The sequence below is a fragment of the Stenotrophomonas sp. GD03819 genome, from assembly GCF_029841665.1.
GTDB lineage: Bacteria > Pseudomonadota > Gammaproteobacteria > Xanthomonadales > Xanthomonadaceae > Stenotrophomonas > Stenotrophomonas geniculata.
Window position 1 is genome coordinate 1 of record NZ_JAOCEW010000041.1, and the last position, 16,302, is coordinate 16,302.

The 16,302-nt window shown below is 65.9% G+C and carries 13 protein-coding genes; 10 read left to right on the forward strand and 3 right to left on the reverse strand.

The window, feature by feature from the left end:
• The first annotated feature begins 199 nt into the window (after positions 1-199).
• Both N5D45_RS19325 and maiA read left to right on the forward strand, forming a co-directional pair.
• On the forward strand, positions 200-1,189 hold the full coding sequence (locus N5D45_RS19325) for a fumarylacetoacetate hydrolase family protein (RefSeq protein ID WP_043398812.1): 990 nt from the start codon (positions 200-202) through the stop codon (positions 1,187-1,189).
• A gap of 14 nt (positions 1,190-1,203) precedes the next feature.
• Positions 1,204-1,887 (forward strand): maleylacetoacetate isomerase, encoded by a 684-nt coding sequence (maiA, locus tag N5D45_RS19330; RefSeq protein WP_057502877.1) that lies wholly within the window; start codon positions 1,204-1,206, stop codon positions 1,885-1,887.
• Positions 1,888-1,936: 49 nt separating this feature from the next.
• On the opposite strand, the gene N5D45_RS19335 is transcribed toward maiA, so the two are convergent.
• Genes N5D45_RS19335 through N5D45_RS19345 form a run of 3 tightly spaced genes read right to left on the reverse strand, consistent with a single transcriptional unit; the run spans position 1,937 to position 5,847 of the window.
• Positions 1,937-3,397, reverse strand: a complete 1,461-nt coding sequence (locus N5D45_RS19335) for a UdgX family uracil-DNA binding protein (RefSeq protein ID WP_057502875.1) — start codon at positions 3,395-3,397, stop codon at positions 1,937-1,939.
• On the reverse strand, positions 3,378-4,661 hold the full coding sequence (locus N5D45_RS19340) for a putative DNA modification/repair radical SAM protein (protein ID WP_057502874.1): 1,284 nt from the start codon (positions 4,659-4,661) through the stop codon (positions 3,378-3,380). The genes N5D45_RS19335 and N5D45_RS19340 overlap by 20 nt, the downstream gene beginning before the upstream one ends.
• Before the next feature lie 58 nt (positions 4,662-4,719).
• On the reverse strand, positions 4,720-5,847 hold the full coding sequence (locus tag N5D45_RS19345; protein WP_043398800.1) for a PilT/PilU family type 4a pilus ATPase: 1,128 nt from the start codon (positions 5,845-5,847) through the stop codon (positions 4,720-4,722).
• A 121-nt stretch (positions 5,848-5,968) separates the two neighbouring features.
• Here N5D45_RS19345 and N5D45_RS19350 point away from each other — a divergent pair, with 121 nt between their 5' ends.
• From N5D45_RS19350 to N5D45_RS19385, 8 genes are all read left to right on the forward strand, one after another.
• Positions 5,969-6,334 carry a DUF4398 domain-containing protein gene (locus N5D45_RS19350; RefSeq protein ID WP_010480631.1) on the forward strand — a complete coding sequence of 122 codons (366 nt, stop codon included), beginning with the start codon at positions 5,969-5,971 and terminating at the stop codon, positions 6,332-6,334.
• Complete coding sequence (locus tag N5D45_RS19355) at positions 6,331-7,215, forward strand: hypothetical protein (RefSeq protein WP_109814926.1); 885 nt, start codon at positions 6,331-6,333, stop codon at positions 7,213-7,215. The genes N5D45_RS19350 and N5D45_RS19355 overlap by 4 nt, the downstream gene beginning before the upstream one ends.
• Before the next feature lie 324 nt (positions 7,216-7,539).
• A complete protein-coding gene (locus N5D45_RS19360) occupies positions 7,540-7,776 on the forward strand; it encodes a YdcH family protein (protein WP_005407964.1) in 237 nt (78 codons plus the stop codon).
• 300 nt (positions 7,777-8,076) lie between these two features.
• Positions 8,077-9,447, forward strand: coding sequence for a pyridoxal-phosphate dependent enzyme (locus tag N5D45_RS19365; RefSeq protein ID WP_010480640.1), 1,371 nt, complete (start codon positions 8,077-8,079; stop codon positions 9,445-9,447).
• A 123-nt stretch (positions 9,448-9,570) separates the two neighbouring features.
• Entirely contained in the window at positions 9,571-10,755 is a 1,185-nt protein-coding gene (locus N5D45_RS19370; RefSeq protein ID WP_057502872.1) for a cystathionine gamma-synthase, read from the forward strand.
• Entirely contained in the window at positions 10,755-11,549 is a 795-nt protein-coding gene (locus tag N5D45_RS19375; RefSeq protein ID WP_010480643.1) for an ABC transporter permease, read from the forward strand. The genes N5D45_RS19370 and N5D45_RS19375 overlap by 1 nt, the downstream gene beginning before the upstream one ends.
• Complete coding sequence (locus N5D45_RS19380; protein WP_279939480.1) at positions 11,539-12,894, forward strand: ABC transporter ATP-binding protein; 1,356 nt, start codon at positions 11,539-11,541, stop codon at positions 12,892-12,894. Before N5D45_RS19375 ends, N5D45_RS19380 begins: the two co-directional genes overlap by 11 nt.
• Complete coding sequence (locus N5D45_RS19385) at positions 12,894-16,271, forward strand: glycosyltransferase (RefSeq protein WP_164193520.1); 3,378 nt, start codon at positions 12,894-12,896, stop codon at positions 16,269-16,271. Before N5D45_RS19380 ends, N5D45_RS19385 begins: the two co-directional genes overlap by 1 nt.
• Positions 16,272-16,302 lie beyond the last annotated feature (31 nt).

Genomic DNA, 16,302 nt, shown 5'->3' on the forward strand with positions numbered 1-16,302 from the left:
CCACACCGCCCCACCCAACTCACAGGAAACCAGAGCCGCTTTGGCATTTGACGTTGCCTTGGCTTGACGCAGGTGCAGGGCTGCAAGCCCTGCCGACCCCCACTACGGTAGGGTGGGCCGATGCCGCGCTGCAGCTTGGCGCCGCCGCAGATTTGATTACACTTGAAACTTGTTTGCCCACGACTCCGGACACCCACCCATGAAGCTTGGTTCTTTGAAGGAAGGCGGCCGCGACGGCACCCTGATCGTCGTCTCGCGCGACCTGCGCCACGGCGTGCGCGCCACCGGCATTGCCGCCACCCTGCAGCAGGCCCTGGAAGACTGGAGCCACATCGCGCCGCGCCTGAACGCCCTGTATGAATCGCTCAACGCCGGCGACGCCGATGGCGTGTTCGACCTTGACCCGCAGGCACTGGCCGCGCCGATGCCGCGCGCCTATGAGTTCGTCGATGGCAGCGCGTACCTGCCGCACGTCGAACGCGTGCGCCGTGCCCGTGGCGCCGAGGTGCCGGAGAGCTTCTACACCGATCCGCTGATGTACCAGGCCACCAGTGCCGGCTTCCACGGCCCGCGCGATGCGGTCAAGGTGGTCAGCGAGGACTACGGCATCGACCTGGAAGCGGAGATCGTGGTGATCACCGACGACGTGCCGATGGCCGCCACCCCGGAACAGGCGGCGGGCCATATCCAGCTGGTCGGCCTGGTCAACGATGTCTCGCTGCGCAACCTGATCCCGGGCGAGCTGGCCAAGGGCTTCGGCTTCCTGCAGTCCAAGCCGCGTTCGGCGCTGTCGCCGGTGTTCGTCACCCCGGATGAGCTGGGTGCGGCCTGGCAGGACAGCAAGGTGCACCTGCCGCTGCTGACCCACATCAACGGTAAGTGGTTCGGTGCGCCGGAAGCGGGCGTGGACATGCAGTTCAACTTCGCCGAACTGGTCGCGCATGCGGCCAAGACCCGTCCGCTGGGCGCCGGCACCATCGTCGGCTCGGGCACCATCGCCAACGAAGACACCAGCAAGGGCGCATCGTGCTTCGCCGAGCAGCGCGTGGTGGAGACCCTGCGCGACGGCAAGCCGAGCACACCGTTCATGTCCTTCGGCGACGTGGTCCGCATCGAGATGCTTGATGCCGCGGGCAACAGCATCTTCGGCGCGATCGAGCAGCGCATCGAACAGGCGGCCAAGCCCTGAGCATGGAGGCGGCGATGGACATCCTGGTTGACGACGGCCCGGTCGGCGACGGCATCGTGCTGTACACCTACTGGCGATCCAGCGCCGCCTACCGCGTGCGCATCGGCCTGGAGCTGAAGGGCCTGGCCTGGGAGGCGCGGCCGGTGCACCTGGTGCGCGAGGGTGGCGAGCAGCACCTGGACGCCTATCGCACGCTCAATCCGCAGCAGCTGGTGCCGACGCTGCTGCATGAGGGTCAAGTGCTGACCCAGTCACTGGCGATCGTGGAATATCTGGATGAGCGCTTCCCGCAGGTACCGCTGCTGCCGGCCGACGCCGCCGGCCGCGCGCGGGTGCGGGCGCTGGCCCAGCTGGTGGCCTGCGATATCCATCCGATCAACAACCTGCGGGTGATGCAGTACCTGGAGCGCGACCTGCAGCTGCCGGCCGACGCCCGCGCGCAGTGGACCCTGCACTGGATGGCCGAAGGCTTCCAGGCCATGGAAACGCTGCTGGCCAACAGCGGTGACACAGGCACGTTCTGCCACGGCGATCGTCCGGGCCTGGCCGACCTCTGCCTGCTGCCGCAACTCTACAACGCACACCGCTTCGGCCTGGACCTGACGCCGTACCCGACCCTGCGCCGCATCGAAGCGGCCTGCCAGGCGCTGGACGCGTTCGACCGCGCCCGCCCGGAAAACCAGCCCGACGCCGCCTGAACCCAAAAAAAGGGGACGGAGGGGATTACGTCGTAAATGCATATACGACTTAATCCCCTCCGTCCCCTTCTTGCAGCAGTTGCGCGAGATCATCGCGGAACAGCGCATAGGCCTGTTCGCGGCGGGCGCCATCGCCCTGCCGCAGCACCCACGCCGGATGCACGGTGGCGTAGCCGCGGGTGCCGTCCTCCAGCGTGTGCCAGCGTCCACGGTCGCGTGACAGATTGACATCACGGCCAAATACCGAGGCTGCCGCGGTTGCGCCGAGGCAGACGATGACCTGCGGCCGCACCCGCGCGATCTCGCCCATCAGCCATGGCCGGCAGGCCTGGATGTGGCGGCTTTCCGGACGCTTGTGCAGCCGGATCTTGCCGCGGCGCTCATGGTGGAAGTGCTTCACCGCATTGGTCAGGTACAGTGCCGCGCGATCGATTCCCAGTTCAGCCAGCGCACGGTCCAGCAACTGGCCGGCCGGGCCGGCGAATGGCTGGCCGCGCAGATCCTCGACGTCGCCCGGCTGCTCGCCGACCACCATGATCCGGGCATCGACCGGGCCTTCACCGAACACCCCCTGCGTGGCCGCTTCCCACAGCGGGCACTGGCGGCAGGCCAGCGCCTGTTGGCGCAGTGTCTGCAATCCCTTGGCGTCGGCGGCGGGCATTGGCGCCAGCGCCCGCGCAGGTATCTTCCGTTGCGGTGCCTGCGCGGGCCGGTCATGCATTTCCTGCACGCGATCGCCCGCATCGCGCACCAGGCGCGGCAGCAGCTGCGCCTCGGGCAGGTGGCGCCAGTACTTGGCAGGCATCTCCTGCATCATCATCCGGGTATTGAGCCGGGCCGGATTGAAGATGCTGGCGTAATAGGTCTGCCACAACGCCTCCCGTGCATCCTCTGCCGGGGCGTCCTCGCGCCGTGCGCCGGGGCCGAAGGCCAGCGCTTGTCCATCCCATGCCACGCTGCGTGACGGCGTCAGTATGGCCCAGTGCATGCCGGTGAAGCGGCGCGCGAAAAACGGCGCCACCCGATCGACGATGTGGTGCTCTGGCTCGAACCACGCGATGAACGCCTCGGGTTGGCCGCGCACCTCCCGGAAGCGCACGAACGCTTTCATCTTGTGGGTATCGCGGCGAACGGCCTGGGCGAGGGCGGTTGCGCGCAGCACGTCGGCATCGGCGGGATTGGTCAGCACCGAGCGCTCGCCATGGGTGATGCGCCACAGCAACCGGTACAGCAGGGCCATGCGTTGCACATCGCGATGGCACAGGCAGGTGGCCGCCAGTTCAAGGAAGTCGCGCGGTACGTTCGGCACGCCGGCATCGGCCAGGACGGGCGCGGAGCTGACCGCCGGCGCATCCAGCAGTGATGCCTCGCTGCCCTCCAGCCAGTCGAGCTGTTCCGGTGCGATGCCGCGCAACAGGGCATCGCGCGCACCGTTGCGCCAGGCCTCCAGCGACCACGGCGGGTCCACCCGCAGCGACCAGCGCTGTGCGTCAGGCTGACGGTGGGGCATCGAACAGCGATCCCTGACGGGGCGGTGGGGCCAATTGGGCGCGCAGCGCCGCCGGATCGTCCAGCGCCCTGCGCGGGTGGTGGTCGGCCAGCAGCACGAATGGCAGCAGTTTGCTCATCGGCGCCTTCAGGCGTGCCACATCGGCAACCCGCAGGCGACCGTGGCGGCGCGCCATCAGCACCCGCTTCACATTGCGCACGCCCAGCCCGGGTACGCGCAGCAGCATTTCCTTCGGCGCGCGGTTGAGATCCACGGGGAAGCGTTCGGGGTGGCGGATCGCCCAGGCCATCTTCGGGTCGATGTCCAGATCGAGCATGCCGGCCTGGGTGGTATCGGTGATTTCATCCACGCCATAGCCGTAGAAGCGCAGCAGCCAGTCGGCCTGGTAGAGGCGGTGCTCGCGCTGCAGGGGCGGCGGCTGCAGCGGCAGCTGGCGGCTGGCATCCGGAATCGGGCTGAAGGCGGAGTAGTACACCCGGCGCATGCGGTAGTTGCCGTACAACGCATCGGCGCTGGCGAGGATCTGCCGGTCGTTGGCGCCGTCGGCGCCGACGATCATCTGCGTGCTCTGCCCGGCCGGTGCGAAACGGGGAGGGCGCGGGCGTGCGCTGCGGGTGGACACCGGCCCGACCACCGCTGGCACCTTACGCGCTTCCTTCGCTTCCTCGATGCGCCAGCGCAGCTCGCCCATCGCACCGCGGATGGACTGTACGGTCTTCTCCGGTGCCAGCGCGCTCAGCCCGGCTTCGGTGGGCAGCTCCACGTTGATCGACAGCCGGTCGGCGTAACGCCCGGCGCTGGCCAGCAGTTCCGGCGACGCTTCGGGAATGGTCTTGAGGTGGATGTAACCGGCGTAGCGGTGTTCCTCGCGCAGTTGCCGTGCTACTTCCACCATCTGCTCCATGGTGTAGTCCGCATTGCGGATGATGCCGCTGGAAAGGAACAGGCCCTCGATGTAGTTGCGCTTGTAGAAGTCCAGCGTCAGCGCGACCACCTCGTCCACGCTGAAGCGCGCGCGGGGCACGTTGCTGGACACGCGGTTCACGCAGTACGCGCAGTCGTAGACGCAGAAGTTGGTCAGCAGGATCTTCAGCAACGAAACGCAACGGCCATCCGGCGTATAGCTGTGGCAGATGCCCATGCCTTCGGTGCTGCCGATGCCGCCGCTGGCGCGTGAGTCGCGCTTGCCCGAGCCGCTGGAGGCGCAGGAGGCATCGTATTTGGCGGCGTCAGCCAGGATGGCAAGCTTGCGGATGGTTTCCATTGCGGAAACCTACGGATCGGCGGTCTCATTGGATGAGACCGCCCCTGAACCCTTCAGGTCAGAACCCGTGGGTGATGCTCGGCGCGCCGGCCGAGAAATCCGCGTAAGGGTCGTGTTCGCCGCTGCTACCTTCGGACAGGCGGAACTTCAGCGCCAGGCCATCGCGCGAGTCGGCCGCGCGCAGGGCCTCCTCCTGCTCGATGGTGCCAGCCTTGGCCAACCGGAACAGGCACTGGTCGAAGCTCTCCATGCCTTCCTCCAGCGAGCCTTCCATCGCCGCCTTGATCTCGTGCACCTGGCCACGACGCAGCAGGTCGCGGATCATCGGCGTGTTGATCAGCACCTCGGTGGCCGGCAGGCGACGGCCTTCCTTGTTCTTCACCAGGCGCTGGCTGATCACTGCACGCAGGTTTAGCGCGAGGTTCATCAGCACGTTCTTGTGCGCGCTTTCCGGGAAGAAGTTGAGGATGCGCTCGATGGTCTGGTCGGCGTTGTTGGAGTGCAGGGTGGCCAGGCACAGGTGGCCGGTCTCGGCGAAAGCGATGGCGGCCTCCATCGTTTCCGCGTCCAGAATCTCGCCGATCAGGATCACGTCCGGCGCTTCACGCATCGCGTTCTTCAGCGCGTTGTGGAAGGCATGGGTGTCCAGCCCGACCTCGCGCTGGTTGACGATCGACATCTTGTGCTTGTGCAGGTACTCGATCGGGTCCTCGATGGTGAGGATGTGGCCGGTGGTGGTGCTGTTGCGGTGGTCGATCATCGACGCCAGCGAGGTGGACTTGCCGGAACCGGTGGACCCCACCACCAGCACCAGCCCGCGCGGGGTCATGATGACGTCCTTCAGCACCTGCGGCAGGTTCAGCTCCTCGATGCTCGGGATGCGGCTGCGGATGGCGCGGATGACCATGCCGACCTCGCCGCGCTGCTTGAACACGTTGACGCGGAAGCGCCCGGCATCGGGCAGGGCGATGGCCATGTTGAGCTCCAGCTCGCGCTCGAACTGCGGCACCTGGCCTTCGTCCATCAGCGAGTAGGCGATCTTCTTGACCATGCCCGGCGGCAGGCCGGTGTTGCCCAGCGGATAAAGCTTCCCCTCGATCTTGATGTAGACCGGTGCTCCGGTGGTCAGGAACATGTCCGAAGCGTTCTTTTCGGTCATCAGCTTCAGGAAGTAGCCGATATCCATTGCGAATTTTCCCCAACGAAACGGCCGACGCCCGTTGCCAGCACGGTGTCGGCTTGACGACAATGGCCGTGAACCGACAACCGGTACGGCCTCCCCAATGAAACGACTTAGCTTCGCACGAATGCGCCATGGCCTGTATGTGATGGCGTTTGCATTCGCACTGTCTGCCCCCGCCTGGGCGCAGGACGGCGCACTGGAACTGGCCCAGGCCCGGCAGGCGGTCGACAAGGCCACCCAGGCCGATGCCGACCAGTACGCCCCGGACCTGATCGGGCTGGCCCGGCAGGGGCTGGAGCAGGCCCAGCGCGCCGCCGGCGACCGCCGCGAGCGCAAGAACGCCCCGGCGATCGCCCTGCGCGCCGCTGCCGATGCCGACCTGGCCCGCGTCCGCAGCGAGGAAGCCACCGTGACCGCGCAGCTGCAGCTGCGCCGCAACGAGGTCAACCAGCTGCAACGCCAGCTGTCGACCGGGGAGGACCGCCGGTGAAGCCGATGACTGCCGCAACCCTGGCCGCGCTGCTGGCGCTGCCGCCCCTGTCCATGGCCGCCGACAACCCGATGGTGGCGCAGCTGAGCCAGCGCCTGATGGCCATCCAGGCCAATCCCGACACCGCTGAGCTGGGCGCCTTCGAGCGCATGCAGGCCCAGCAGGCCATCGCCACCCTGGACAAGGCCAAGCGCCGCGACCAGGAGCTGGCCACCTACCTGGCCGAGCGCCGGGTGGAGATCGCCGAGACCGCTGTGCGCACCGCCCTGGCCGCGCGCGAGGTCGACCGCCTGGAGCGGACCCGCAGCGACCTGCTGATCGAGGCCAGCCGCCGCGACGCCGCCCGCGCCCGCCAGGAAGCCGAGCAGCTGCGCATGCAGGCGCAGATGCAGGCGGAGGAGGCCGAGCGCCTGCGCCAGGCCGCCGAGGCCGAAACCCTGGCCCGCCAGGACGCCGAGAACGCCCTGACCAGCGTGGCCGGCAAGCAGCAGCAGCGCCTCAGCGCTGCCCAGCAGAACGCCGCCAAGCTGGCCCGCGAGGAAGCCGAGCTGGTGTCCGGTCAGAAACTGCCGGCCTCGAAGTTCGATGGTCGCGGCGAAGTCTTCACCTTCCGTGGTGACGCGTTCACCGCCGGCGCCTCCAGCCTGTCCGGCGGGGCCCGCAACCAGGCCAAGGCGTTGGCCGAATACCTGAACATCGGCAAGAAGGGCCGCCTGCGCATCGAGGCCTACGACAACGCGAACGGCGTAGGCCAGAAGCGTGCCGAAGCGCTGCGCGATGCGCTGGTCGCGGCCGGTGTCGCCAGCAACCGGATCCAGCTCGCTGGCAAGAAGGCGGCCTCCACCCAGGCGCGTTCGGCCGAGGTCATCATCGCCCCGTAATTGCTTGATATTGTTTGTTTTTCGTTGCGATGAGCATTCAGCCTGAACCCCGCCCCGGCGGGGTTCGGTCTTTTTGCCGCAGGGGTCTTGTTCCCCGCCTTGAGCAGGCGTAGGGTCAATCGTCCGGGACGCAATGCCGCGGACCGGACGATGGGAGGGCCGGGCCGATGCAAACAGGGCGCGAACCGCAGCGAATCGACGTGCGCAGGCCAGTGCCGCAGGTCGTTGCAGGCGTCCAGGTGGCCATCGACCGGCGCTCCTCCATGAACAACGCCCCGTGCCTTGCGGCCGGGGCGTTCGTGTATCTGTCGAAGGAGGTCCATCATGTTTGAAGATCAGCCCCAGAGCGAGATCGACGCCCGTCGCGCGCGTGATCCGGAGTTCAGGGCACTCCATGACCAGCACCGCAAGTTGAACAAGAAGTGCATGGACGCGGAGTTGGGTGTACTCCCGATCGATGATGTCACCCTGGGTCGCATGAAGCGCGAAAAGCTGCTGGCCAAGCAACGACTTCTGCGAATGTACGAAACACCGCTCCCAACGACGTCCCCCACGCTTTGACGCACCCCGTCACGCCCGGAACGGCGTGACCCGGCCATCGATGGCCCCGCCGGGCGCTTCTGCCCCGGCATCGCGGCACCGCCGATGAGGCGGCCGCGCCAAGGCACCACAAGCGGTGGTGCCTTGGCCTGCAGGCACGACTCACCGATGCGGGCGGTACCGGTCTCCTCGTCGATCCGGGGCCGTCCGCATCTCTTTTTTACGGCGGGCACGCCGCTGCCGCAGCGACCTGACTTTCATCGCCATCCGTCGGATAATCATCGGTCCGGCCCTGCGTGGCGCGAACCGAAAGTCCTCCGAATGCCCATCCATTCTTCCGTCCTCGAACTCATCGGCCAGACCCCGATCGTCAAGGCCCAGCGCCTGGACACCGGCGTCTGCGAGCTCTACCTGAAGCTGGAGAGCGCCAACCCGGGCGGATCGATCAAGGATCGCATCGGCCTGTCGATGATCGAAGCGGCGGAGAAGCGCGGCGACCTGAAACCTGGCGCGACCCTGGTCGAGGGCACCGCTGGCAACACCGGCCTGGGCCTGGCCCTGGTGGCCCAGCAGAAGGGCTACAAGCTCATTCTGGTCGTTCCCGACAAGATGAGTCGGGAAAAGATCTTCAACCTGAAGGCGATGGGCGCTGAAGTGCGTCTGACCCGCTCGGACGTGGCCAAGGGCCACCCTGAGTACTACCAGGATCTGGCCAAGACCATTGCCGAGCAGACCCCGGGCGCGTACTTCATCAACCAGTTCGGCAACCCGGACAATCCGGCCGCGCATGAATTCGGTACCGGCCCGGAGATCCTCGAGCAGATGGGCGGCGACCTCGATGCCATCGTGTTCGGCTGTGGCAGCTCCGGCACCATGACCGGCCTGTCGCGCGCCTTCGCCAAGCTGTCGCCGAAGACCGAGCTGGTGCTGGCCGACCCGGTTGGCTCGATCCTGGCCGAGTACATCAACGACGGCAATCTGAACGACAAGTCGGGCAGCTGGCTGGTGGAGGGCATCGGCGAGGACTTCCTGCCGTCGATTTCCGATTTCAGTCGGGTGAAGAAGGCCTATGCCATCACCGATGCGGAGAGCTTCCACACCGCGCGCGAGCTGCTGGGCAAGGAAGGCATCCTGGGCGGCTCGTCCACCGGCACCCTGCTGGCTGCGGCACTGAAGTACTGCAAGGAACAGACCACGCCGAAGAGGGTGCTGGTACTGGTCTGCGACACCGGCAACAAGTACCTGTCGAAGATGTACAACGACTACTGGATGCTGGACAACGGCTTCCTGCAGCGCCCGCAGCACGGCGACCTGCGCGACCTGATCCTGCGCCCGTACGGCCAGCGCGACACTGTCGTGATCGGACCGAACGACCTGCTGACCACCGCCTACCAGCGCATGAAGCTGTACGACGTCTCGCAGCTGCCGGTGATGGACGGCGACCAGCTGGTCGGCATCGTCGACGAAAGCGACGTGCTGCTGCATGTGTATGGCGATGAGGCACGTTTCCGCGACACCGTCGCCACCGCGATGGTCAGCAAGCTGGACCGGCTGGACGTGAAGTCGCCGATCGAGGCGCTGTTGCCGGTGTTCGACCGCGGCCAGGTGGCGATCGTGATGGACGGCGACACTTTCCTGGGCCTGATCACCCGTATCGACCTGCTGAACTATCTGCGCCGTCGCGTGCAGTAAGCCGCTGATCGCAGACGTTCGCTGCTGAATCCCGGTTTATCCGCGTCAAAGGTCGTTAAGGCCGCGCTGGTAGACTTCCGCACCTTCGATGGCGCCGCGTGTCGGCGCCCCTCAGGAAAGAACATGTCCAACGCTACTTCCCAGGATCGCGCCCTGGCCCTGGCCACGCTGGCCATCCACGGCGGTCAGTCGCCCGATCCCAGCACCGGCGCGGTGATGCCACCGATCTACGCCACCTCGACCTATGCCCAGTCCAGCCCGGGCGAGCATCAGGGCTTCGAGTACTCGCGTACCCACAACCCGACCCGCTTCGCCTATGAGCGGTGCGTGGCGTCGCTGGAAGGCGGTACCCGTGGCTTCGCCTTCGCTTCGGGCATGGCGGCCAGCTCGACCGTGATCGAGCTGCTGGACGCCGGCAGCCACGTGGTGGCGATGGACGACATCTACGGCGGCAGCTTCCGCCTGTTCGAGCGCGTGCGTCGCCGCACCGCCGGGCTGGACTTCAGCTTCGTCGACCTGACCGACTTGGCCGCGTTCGAGGCAGCCATCACGCCAAAGACGAAGATGGTCTGGATCGAGACCCCGACCAATCCGATGCTGAAGATCGTGGACATCGCTGCGGTGGCCGCCATCGCCAAGCGCCACGGCCTGATCGTGGTGGTCGACAACACCTTCGCCTCGCCGATGCTGCAGCGCCCGCTGGAGCTGGGCGCGGACCTGGTGCTGCACTCGGCCACCAAGTACCTCAATGGCCACTCGGACATGGTCGGTGGCATGGTCGTGGTCGGCGACAACGCCGAACTGGCCGAGCAGATGGCCTTCCTGCAGAACTCGGTGGGTGGCGTGCAGGGCCCGTTCGACAGCTTCCTGGCCCTGCGTGGCCTGAAGACCCTGCCGCTGCGCATGAAGGCGCACTGCGCCAACGCGCTGGCCCTGGCCCAGTGGCTGGAAAAGCATCCGGCGGTGGAAAAGGTGATCTACCCGGGCCTGCCGTCGCACCCGCAGCATGAGCTGGCGACCCGCCAGATGGGCGGCTACGGCGGCATCGTCTCGATCGTCCTCAAGGGCGGTTTCGAGGCGGCCAAGCGCTTCTGCGAGAAGACCGAGCTGTTCACCCTGGCCGAGTCGCTGGGTGGCGTGGAAAGCCTGGTCAACCATCCGGCGGTGATGACGCACGCCTCGATCCCGGTCGCGCGGCGGGAACAGCTGGGCATCAGCGATGCGCTGGTGCGGCTGAGCGTGGGTGTGGAGGATCTGGGGGATCTGCAGGTGGATCTGGAACGGGCGCTGGTGCAGCAGGCCGGCTGATGGGAATCCTCTCGGTTTTCGGCAAGCATCGTTCGCTGACGTTCGAACTGAGCCAGCGCGAAGTGCTGGGCCGCTATCGTGGCGCCAGCTTTGGCCTGTTGTGGTCATTGATCAGCCCCTTCCTGATGCTGCTGGTCTACACCCTGGCCTTCGGCTTCGTGATGAAAGGCCGCTGGCCGGGATCGACCGGATCGACCACCGACTTTGCACTGATCCTGTTCGCGGGCCTGACCGTGCACGGGTTCTTTGCTGAGTGCTTCACCCGCGCTCCGCAGTTGATCGTAGCCAACACCGGCTACGTGAAGCGTGTGGTGTTCCCGCTGGACATCCTGGTGTGGAGCATGACTTTCTCGGCGCTGTTCCACCTGTTGATGAACATGGTGGTGCTGCTGCTGCTGCAGCTGGCGATCAAGGGCAGTATCCCGGCTACGGCCATCCTGCTGCCGGTGGTAGTCATCCCGCTTGTGATCCTCACCGCTGGCGTGGGCTGGATCGTCTCGTCGCTGGGCGTATACCTGCGTGACATCGGCCAGTTCGCCGGGGTGATGGCGGCGGCGATGCTGTTCCTGTCTTCGGCCATCGTGCCGGTCGAATCGGTGCCGGAAAGCTATCGCATCGTGTTCGAGCTGAACCCGCTGACCTTCATCATCGACCAGGTACGCGAAGTGGTGATCTGGGGCCGCCTGCCCGACTGGGCCGGCCTCGGTGTCTACACCCTGATCGCCTGCGCGGTGGCTCTGCTGGGCCATCGCATGTTCAACAAGCTGCGCGTGGGGTTTGCCGATGTCCTCTGAGCTGACCGACGGCGACATCGTCATCGATGTGCAGGGCGTGGGCAAGGCGTACCACATGTACGAACGCCCCTCGCACCGCCTGTTGCAGGCCCTGGCCGGCAAGCGCAAATCCTTCTACAAGGATTTCTGGGCGCTGCGTGGCGTCAGTTTCTCGATCCGCCGCGGGCAGACGGTGGGTATTGTCGGCCGCAACGGCTCGGGCAAGTCCACCCTGCTGCAGATGATCGCCGGCACCCTCAACCCGACCGAGGGCCGCATCACAGTCAAAGGGCGGGTCGCGGCCCTGCTTGAGCTGGGTAGCGGCTTCAATCCCGAATTCACCGGGCGTGAGAATGTCTATCTCAACGCCACGATTCTCGGCCTGACCCGGCCGCAGATTGAAGCGCGCATGGACAGCATCCTGGCCTTCGCCGACATCGGTGAATTCATCGACCAGCCAGTGCGCAGCTATTCCAGCGGCATGTCGGTACGCCTGGCCTTTGCCGTGATTGCTCATGTCGATGCCGACATCCTGATCATCGACGAGGCGCTGGCCGTAGGTGACGCCTTCTTCTCGCAGAAATGCATGCGCTTCCTGCGCGAGTTCCAGAAGAACGGAACGCTGCTGTTCGTCAGCCATGACGCGGCCGCGGTAACCAACCTGTGCGAAAGCGCGGTGTGGCTGCAGCACGGCCAGATGCGCCTTTCGGGCACGTCGCAGGAAGTGATCGAAGCGTACATGACCGAGCAGCACGTGGTAGGCCGTCGCGAGGCGGGCGTGGACGACGTGGTGGTCGAAAAGAAACAAAAACGCCTGGCCACAGATGCGCCGGACTTCCGCCTGGAGGCGCTGCAGGCCGCTGGCGCCAGCAACCGCATCGCGTTGTTCCAGTTCGATCCGGACAATGTAGGGCAGGAATTTGGTGCCCAGGGTGCGCGCATCGTTGATGTGGCGCTGAACGATGAGGCGGGGGCGCCGCTGGGCATGGCCGAGGGCGGCGAGCTGGTCCGGCTGCGCATCCGTGTCGAACTGGTGCAGGCGCTGGACAGCGTGATCGTCGGCTTCTACTTCAAGGATCGCCTGGGGCAGCGCCTGTTCGGCGACAACAGCTACTTCGCCTGCAAGGACAGCCCCGTGGGCGGCCAGGCGGGTGAAAGCATCGTCGCCTCGTTCCTGTTCCGCATGCCGGTGATGCCATCCGGCTCCTACATGATCGATGCTGCGGTGGCCTCCGGCGACCAGCACGATCACACCCAGCAGCACTGGATCCACGACGCGCTGGAGTTCCGCGCGATCGACGAGACGATGCGCTTCGGCCTGGTGGGCCTGCCCATGCTGGCCATCGATGTCACCAAGGAATCCTGATGATCGAGTTCACCGGCGAACGTTTCGTCCCCACCGAACAGGGTGTCATCCGCCAGGAGCACCTGCACCGGTATGCGTGGTGCCTGCCCCTGGTGGAAGGCAAGGACGTGCTGGATGTGGCCAGCGGCGAAGGCTATGGCAGCGCGATGCTGGCCAGCCGCGCGCGTTCGGTCAGGGGCGTGGACATTTCCCATGACGCCGTTGCGCACGCTGCGGAGCGCTACGCCGACCGCACCAACCTGCAGTACCTGCAGGGGTCGGCTGCAGCGATTCCGCTGCCGGACGCCAGTGTTGACGTCGTGATCTCGTTCGAGACGATCGAACACCTGTACGAGCAGGAAGAGATGATGGCCGAGATCCGCCGCGTGCTGCGGCCGGATGGTGTGATGATCATGTCCTCCCCGAACAAGGAGGTTTACTCCGACCGCGCTGGCTACCACAACGAGTACCACGTGAAGGAGCTGTACCTGGGTGAGTTCCAGGCATTGGTCTCGCGGCATTTTCCTGCCTCGCGCCTGTGCGGGCACCGCATGTCGGTCTGTTCGACCATCACCCTGCTCGATGATGGTCCGGCACAGCCGGTGTACCAGGCGTTGACCGATACCGGCGAGGGTGTGCAGGAGCGCGCCGCGGTGATTCCCGATGCGGTGTACTTCGTCGTCGTGGCCGCAGCCGATGCCTCGCTGCTACCGCAGTTGCCCGCGTCCATCCTGTATACCGAAGCCGAAGACCTCTACGCCCACCACCATGAAGTAGCGCGTTGGGCGCAGGCGCAGGACGCCGAAATCGGTGAGCTGCGCGGCCATGTGGTACGCGAGCAGGGTGTGGTGGCTCAACTGCATGGCCAGCTCGATGCGGCGCGTGAGCAGCAACAAGCGCAGCAGGATGCACTGGCTGCCGAGAAGGCCAGGGCCGACCGCCTGGAAAGGGCGATGGCCGAAATCTGGGATGCGCGCGCGCACCTGCAGCAGCAGATCAACACCATCTCCGGTCTGACCGATGCCGCGCGCAGCGCCCTGCAGCAGCAGCATGCGCAGATCGAGCAGCTGATCCAGCGTTCCGGGGTCACCCAGCCTGCGGCGGCAGGAGGGCTGGCTGCGGGAGGAGAGTCGCAGGACGTCTCAGCGGTACTGGAGTCGTATCGTGCCGAGCTCGAGTCACTGCAGGCCCTGACTGCCTCGCTGATCGCCTCCCGCTCCTGGCGCATCACCAAGCCGATCCGCTTGGCAGGCCGCGTGCTGCGAGGCGAGTGGCACGCGGTGTTGCAGTCATTACGCAACTCCGGGTTGGCTCGCCATCCCTTGATGAAGCCCTTCGTTCCGATGGCCAAGCGCATGCTGCTTAGCCAGGCAGCAGCGGTTCCTGCGCCGCTGGATGGGCTGCTGCTGGAAGAAGTACACCGCGACCCGCAGTCGGTGCAACAGAGCCTGCGTTTTGCCGATGTCGTAGATCCGGTCGTCAGCATCGTCATTCCTACCTACGGCAACTACGAGCAGAGCCTGGCCTGCGTGGCCTCGATCGCGCGCGTGGGTGCACGCGTATCGTTTGAGGTACTGGTACTGGAGGACGCTTCCGGTGATGCGCGGATCGATGCGCTGGGCAGCATTCCGGGCCTGCGCTATCACGTCAATCCGAAGAACCTCGGTTTCCTGCGCTCCTGCAACCAGGCGTTGACCTTGGCCAAGGGCCGTTACGTCTACCTGCTCAACAACGACACCGAAGTGCGACCGGGCTGGCTGGATACATTGGTGGACGTTTTCCAGTCGCATCCGGATGCCGGCCTGGTGGGCTCCAAACTGGTCTACCCGGATGGCCGACTGCAGGAAGCCGGTGGCATCGTCTGGTCAGATGGCAGCGCGTGGAATTTCGGGCGCCTGCAGGATCCATCCCTGCCGGCCTATGGCTATCTGAAGGAAGCAGACTACATCTCCGGTGCCTCGATCATGCTGCCGCTGCAGCTGTTCCAGGAGCTCGGTGGCTTCGACGAGCATTTTGCGCCTGCCTACTACGAAGACACCGACATCGCCTTCCGTGTGCGCGAGCGTGGGTTGAAGGTCTACATGCAGCCGGCATCGGTCGTGGTGCATTACGAAGGCGTGTCCAGCGGCACCGATGAGGGCAGTGGGGTCAAGGCATGGCAGGCGGTCAACCGTGACAAGTTCCTCGCACGCTGGATGCCGACCCTGGAGCAGGGCCAGTTCGCCAATGGCGAGCATGTGTTCCTGGCGCGGGACCGTTCGCGCAACAAGCGCCACGTGCTGGTGGTGGACCACTATATTCCGCAGCCTGACCGCGATGCCGGCTCGCGTGCGACCTGCCAGGTGCTGCATACCCTGCTGGAAGAGGGATGCCAGGTAACCTTCTGGCCCGCCAATGCCTACTACGATGACCAGTACGCGCCGCCACTGCAGCGCAAGGGCATCGAAGTGATGCATGGGGTCGGCTGTGTTGGCGCGGCTGGGTTCGAGGCCTGGATGACCGCTAATGGCCAGTATCTGGACGTGGTGATTCTCAACCGGCCACATGTGTCGGCTGAGCTGGTAGCCAGCGTACGCCGCCATAGCAGGGCCACCCTCGTCTATTACGGACACGACATCCATCACCTGCGCATGCAGCAGCAGCTGCAGCTGCAGCCGGATGAGGACCTGGCACGTGAGGCCGCGCGCTTCCGTGATTTCGAGTACGCCCTCTGGCAGCAGGCAGATGTGGTGTTGTATCCGTCCACGGACGAAACCGCCCATGTACGTGCGTGGCTGGCCAGCCATGCGCCATCGGCCGGGACCCGCGCCGAGACCATTCCGCTGTACGCCTATGAGCCTGTTGCCGATGCCGATGTGCCGGGCCCGGAGCAACGCCATGACATCCTGTTCGTCGCCGGCTTCGCGCATGCGCCCAATGTCGACGCGGCACAGTGGTTTGTCAGCGAAGTGCTGCCCCGAGTGCAGGCACAGGTACCGTCGGTCCGGTTGAGCCTGGTTGGCTCCAACCCGCGTCCGGAAATCCAGGCGATGGCGTCTGAACGCATCGATGTGACCGGATACGTCAGTGACGAAGTCCTGGCCGGTTGGTACCGGCGTGCGCGCGTGGCGGTTGCGCCGTTGCGTTTCGGCGGGGGGGTGAAGGGCAAGGTGCTGGAAAGCCTGCGCAATGGCCTGCCGTGCGTGACTACCTCGATTGGCATGCAGGGCTTGGGCAATGCGTCGGCATTCATGCCCACCGCTGAGGACGCTGAAGGCATGGCTGCGCAGATTGTGTCGCTGCTGGGCGATGATGCGCGGTGGCAGCAGGTGTCTGATGGCGGCCGAGCATTCATTGCACAGCACTACTCCGATGACGCACTGCGCCGGATTCTGACCGCCGCTGTTGCGGCACGCTGAGGCACCGTTTCGTCCCCGCCCGCACTGACGC

Coding starts and splice junctions, on each gene's coding strand:
- N5D45_RS19325 (WP_043398812.1), top strand. CDS start 200: ATGAAGCTTGGTTCTTTGAAGGAAGGCGGCCGCGACGGCACCCTGATC.
- maiA (WP_057502877.1), top strand. CDS start 1,204: ATGGACATCCTGGTTGACGACGGCCCGGTCGGCGACGGCATCGTGCTG.
- N5D45_RS19335 (WP_057502875.1), bottom strand. CDS start 3,397: ATGCCCCACCGTCAGCCTGACGCACAGCGCTGGTCGCTGCGGGTGGAC.
- N5D45_RS19340 (WP_057502874.1), bottom strand. CDS start 4,661: ATGGAAACCATCCGCAAGCTTGCCATCCTGGCTGACGCCGCCAAATAC.
- N5D45_RS19345 (WP_043398800.1), bottom strand. CDS start 5,847: ATGGATATCGGCTACTTCCTGAAGCTGATGACCGAAAAGAACGCTTCG.
- N5D45_RS19350 (WP_010480631.1), top strand. CDS start 5,969: ATGCGCCATGGCCTGTATGTGATGGCGTTTGCATTCGCACTGTCTGCC.
- N5D45_RS19360 (WP_005407964.1), top strand. CDS start 7,540: ATGTTTGAAGATCAGCCCCAGAGCGAGATCGACGCCCGTCGCGCGCGT.
- N5D45_RS19365 (WP_010480640.1), top strand. CDS start 8,077: ATGCCCATCCATTCTTCCGTCCTCGAACTCATCGGCCAGACCCCGATC.
- N5D45_RS19370 (WP_057502872.1), top strand. CDS start 9,571: ATGTCCAACGCTACTTCCCAGGATCGCGCCCTGGCCCTGGCCACGCTG.
- N5D45_RS19375 (WP_010480643.1), top strand. CDS start 10,755: ATGGGAATCCTCTCGGTTTTCGGCAAGCATCGTTCGCTGACGTTCGAA.
- N5D45_RS19380 (WP_279939480.1), top strand. CDS start 11,539: ATGTCCTCTGAGCTGACCGACGGCGACATCGTCATCGATGTGCAGGGC.
- N5D45_RS19385 (WP_164193520.1), top strand. CDS start 12,894: ATGATCGAGTTCACCGGCGAACGTTTCGTCCCCACCGAACAGGGTGTC.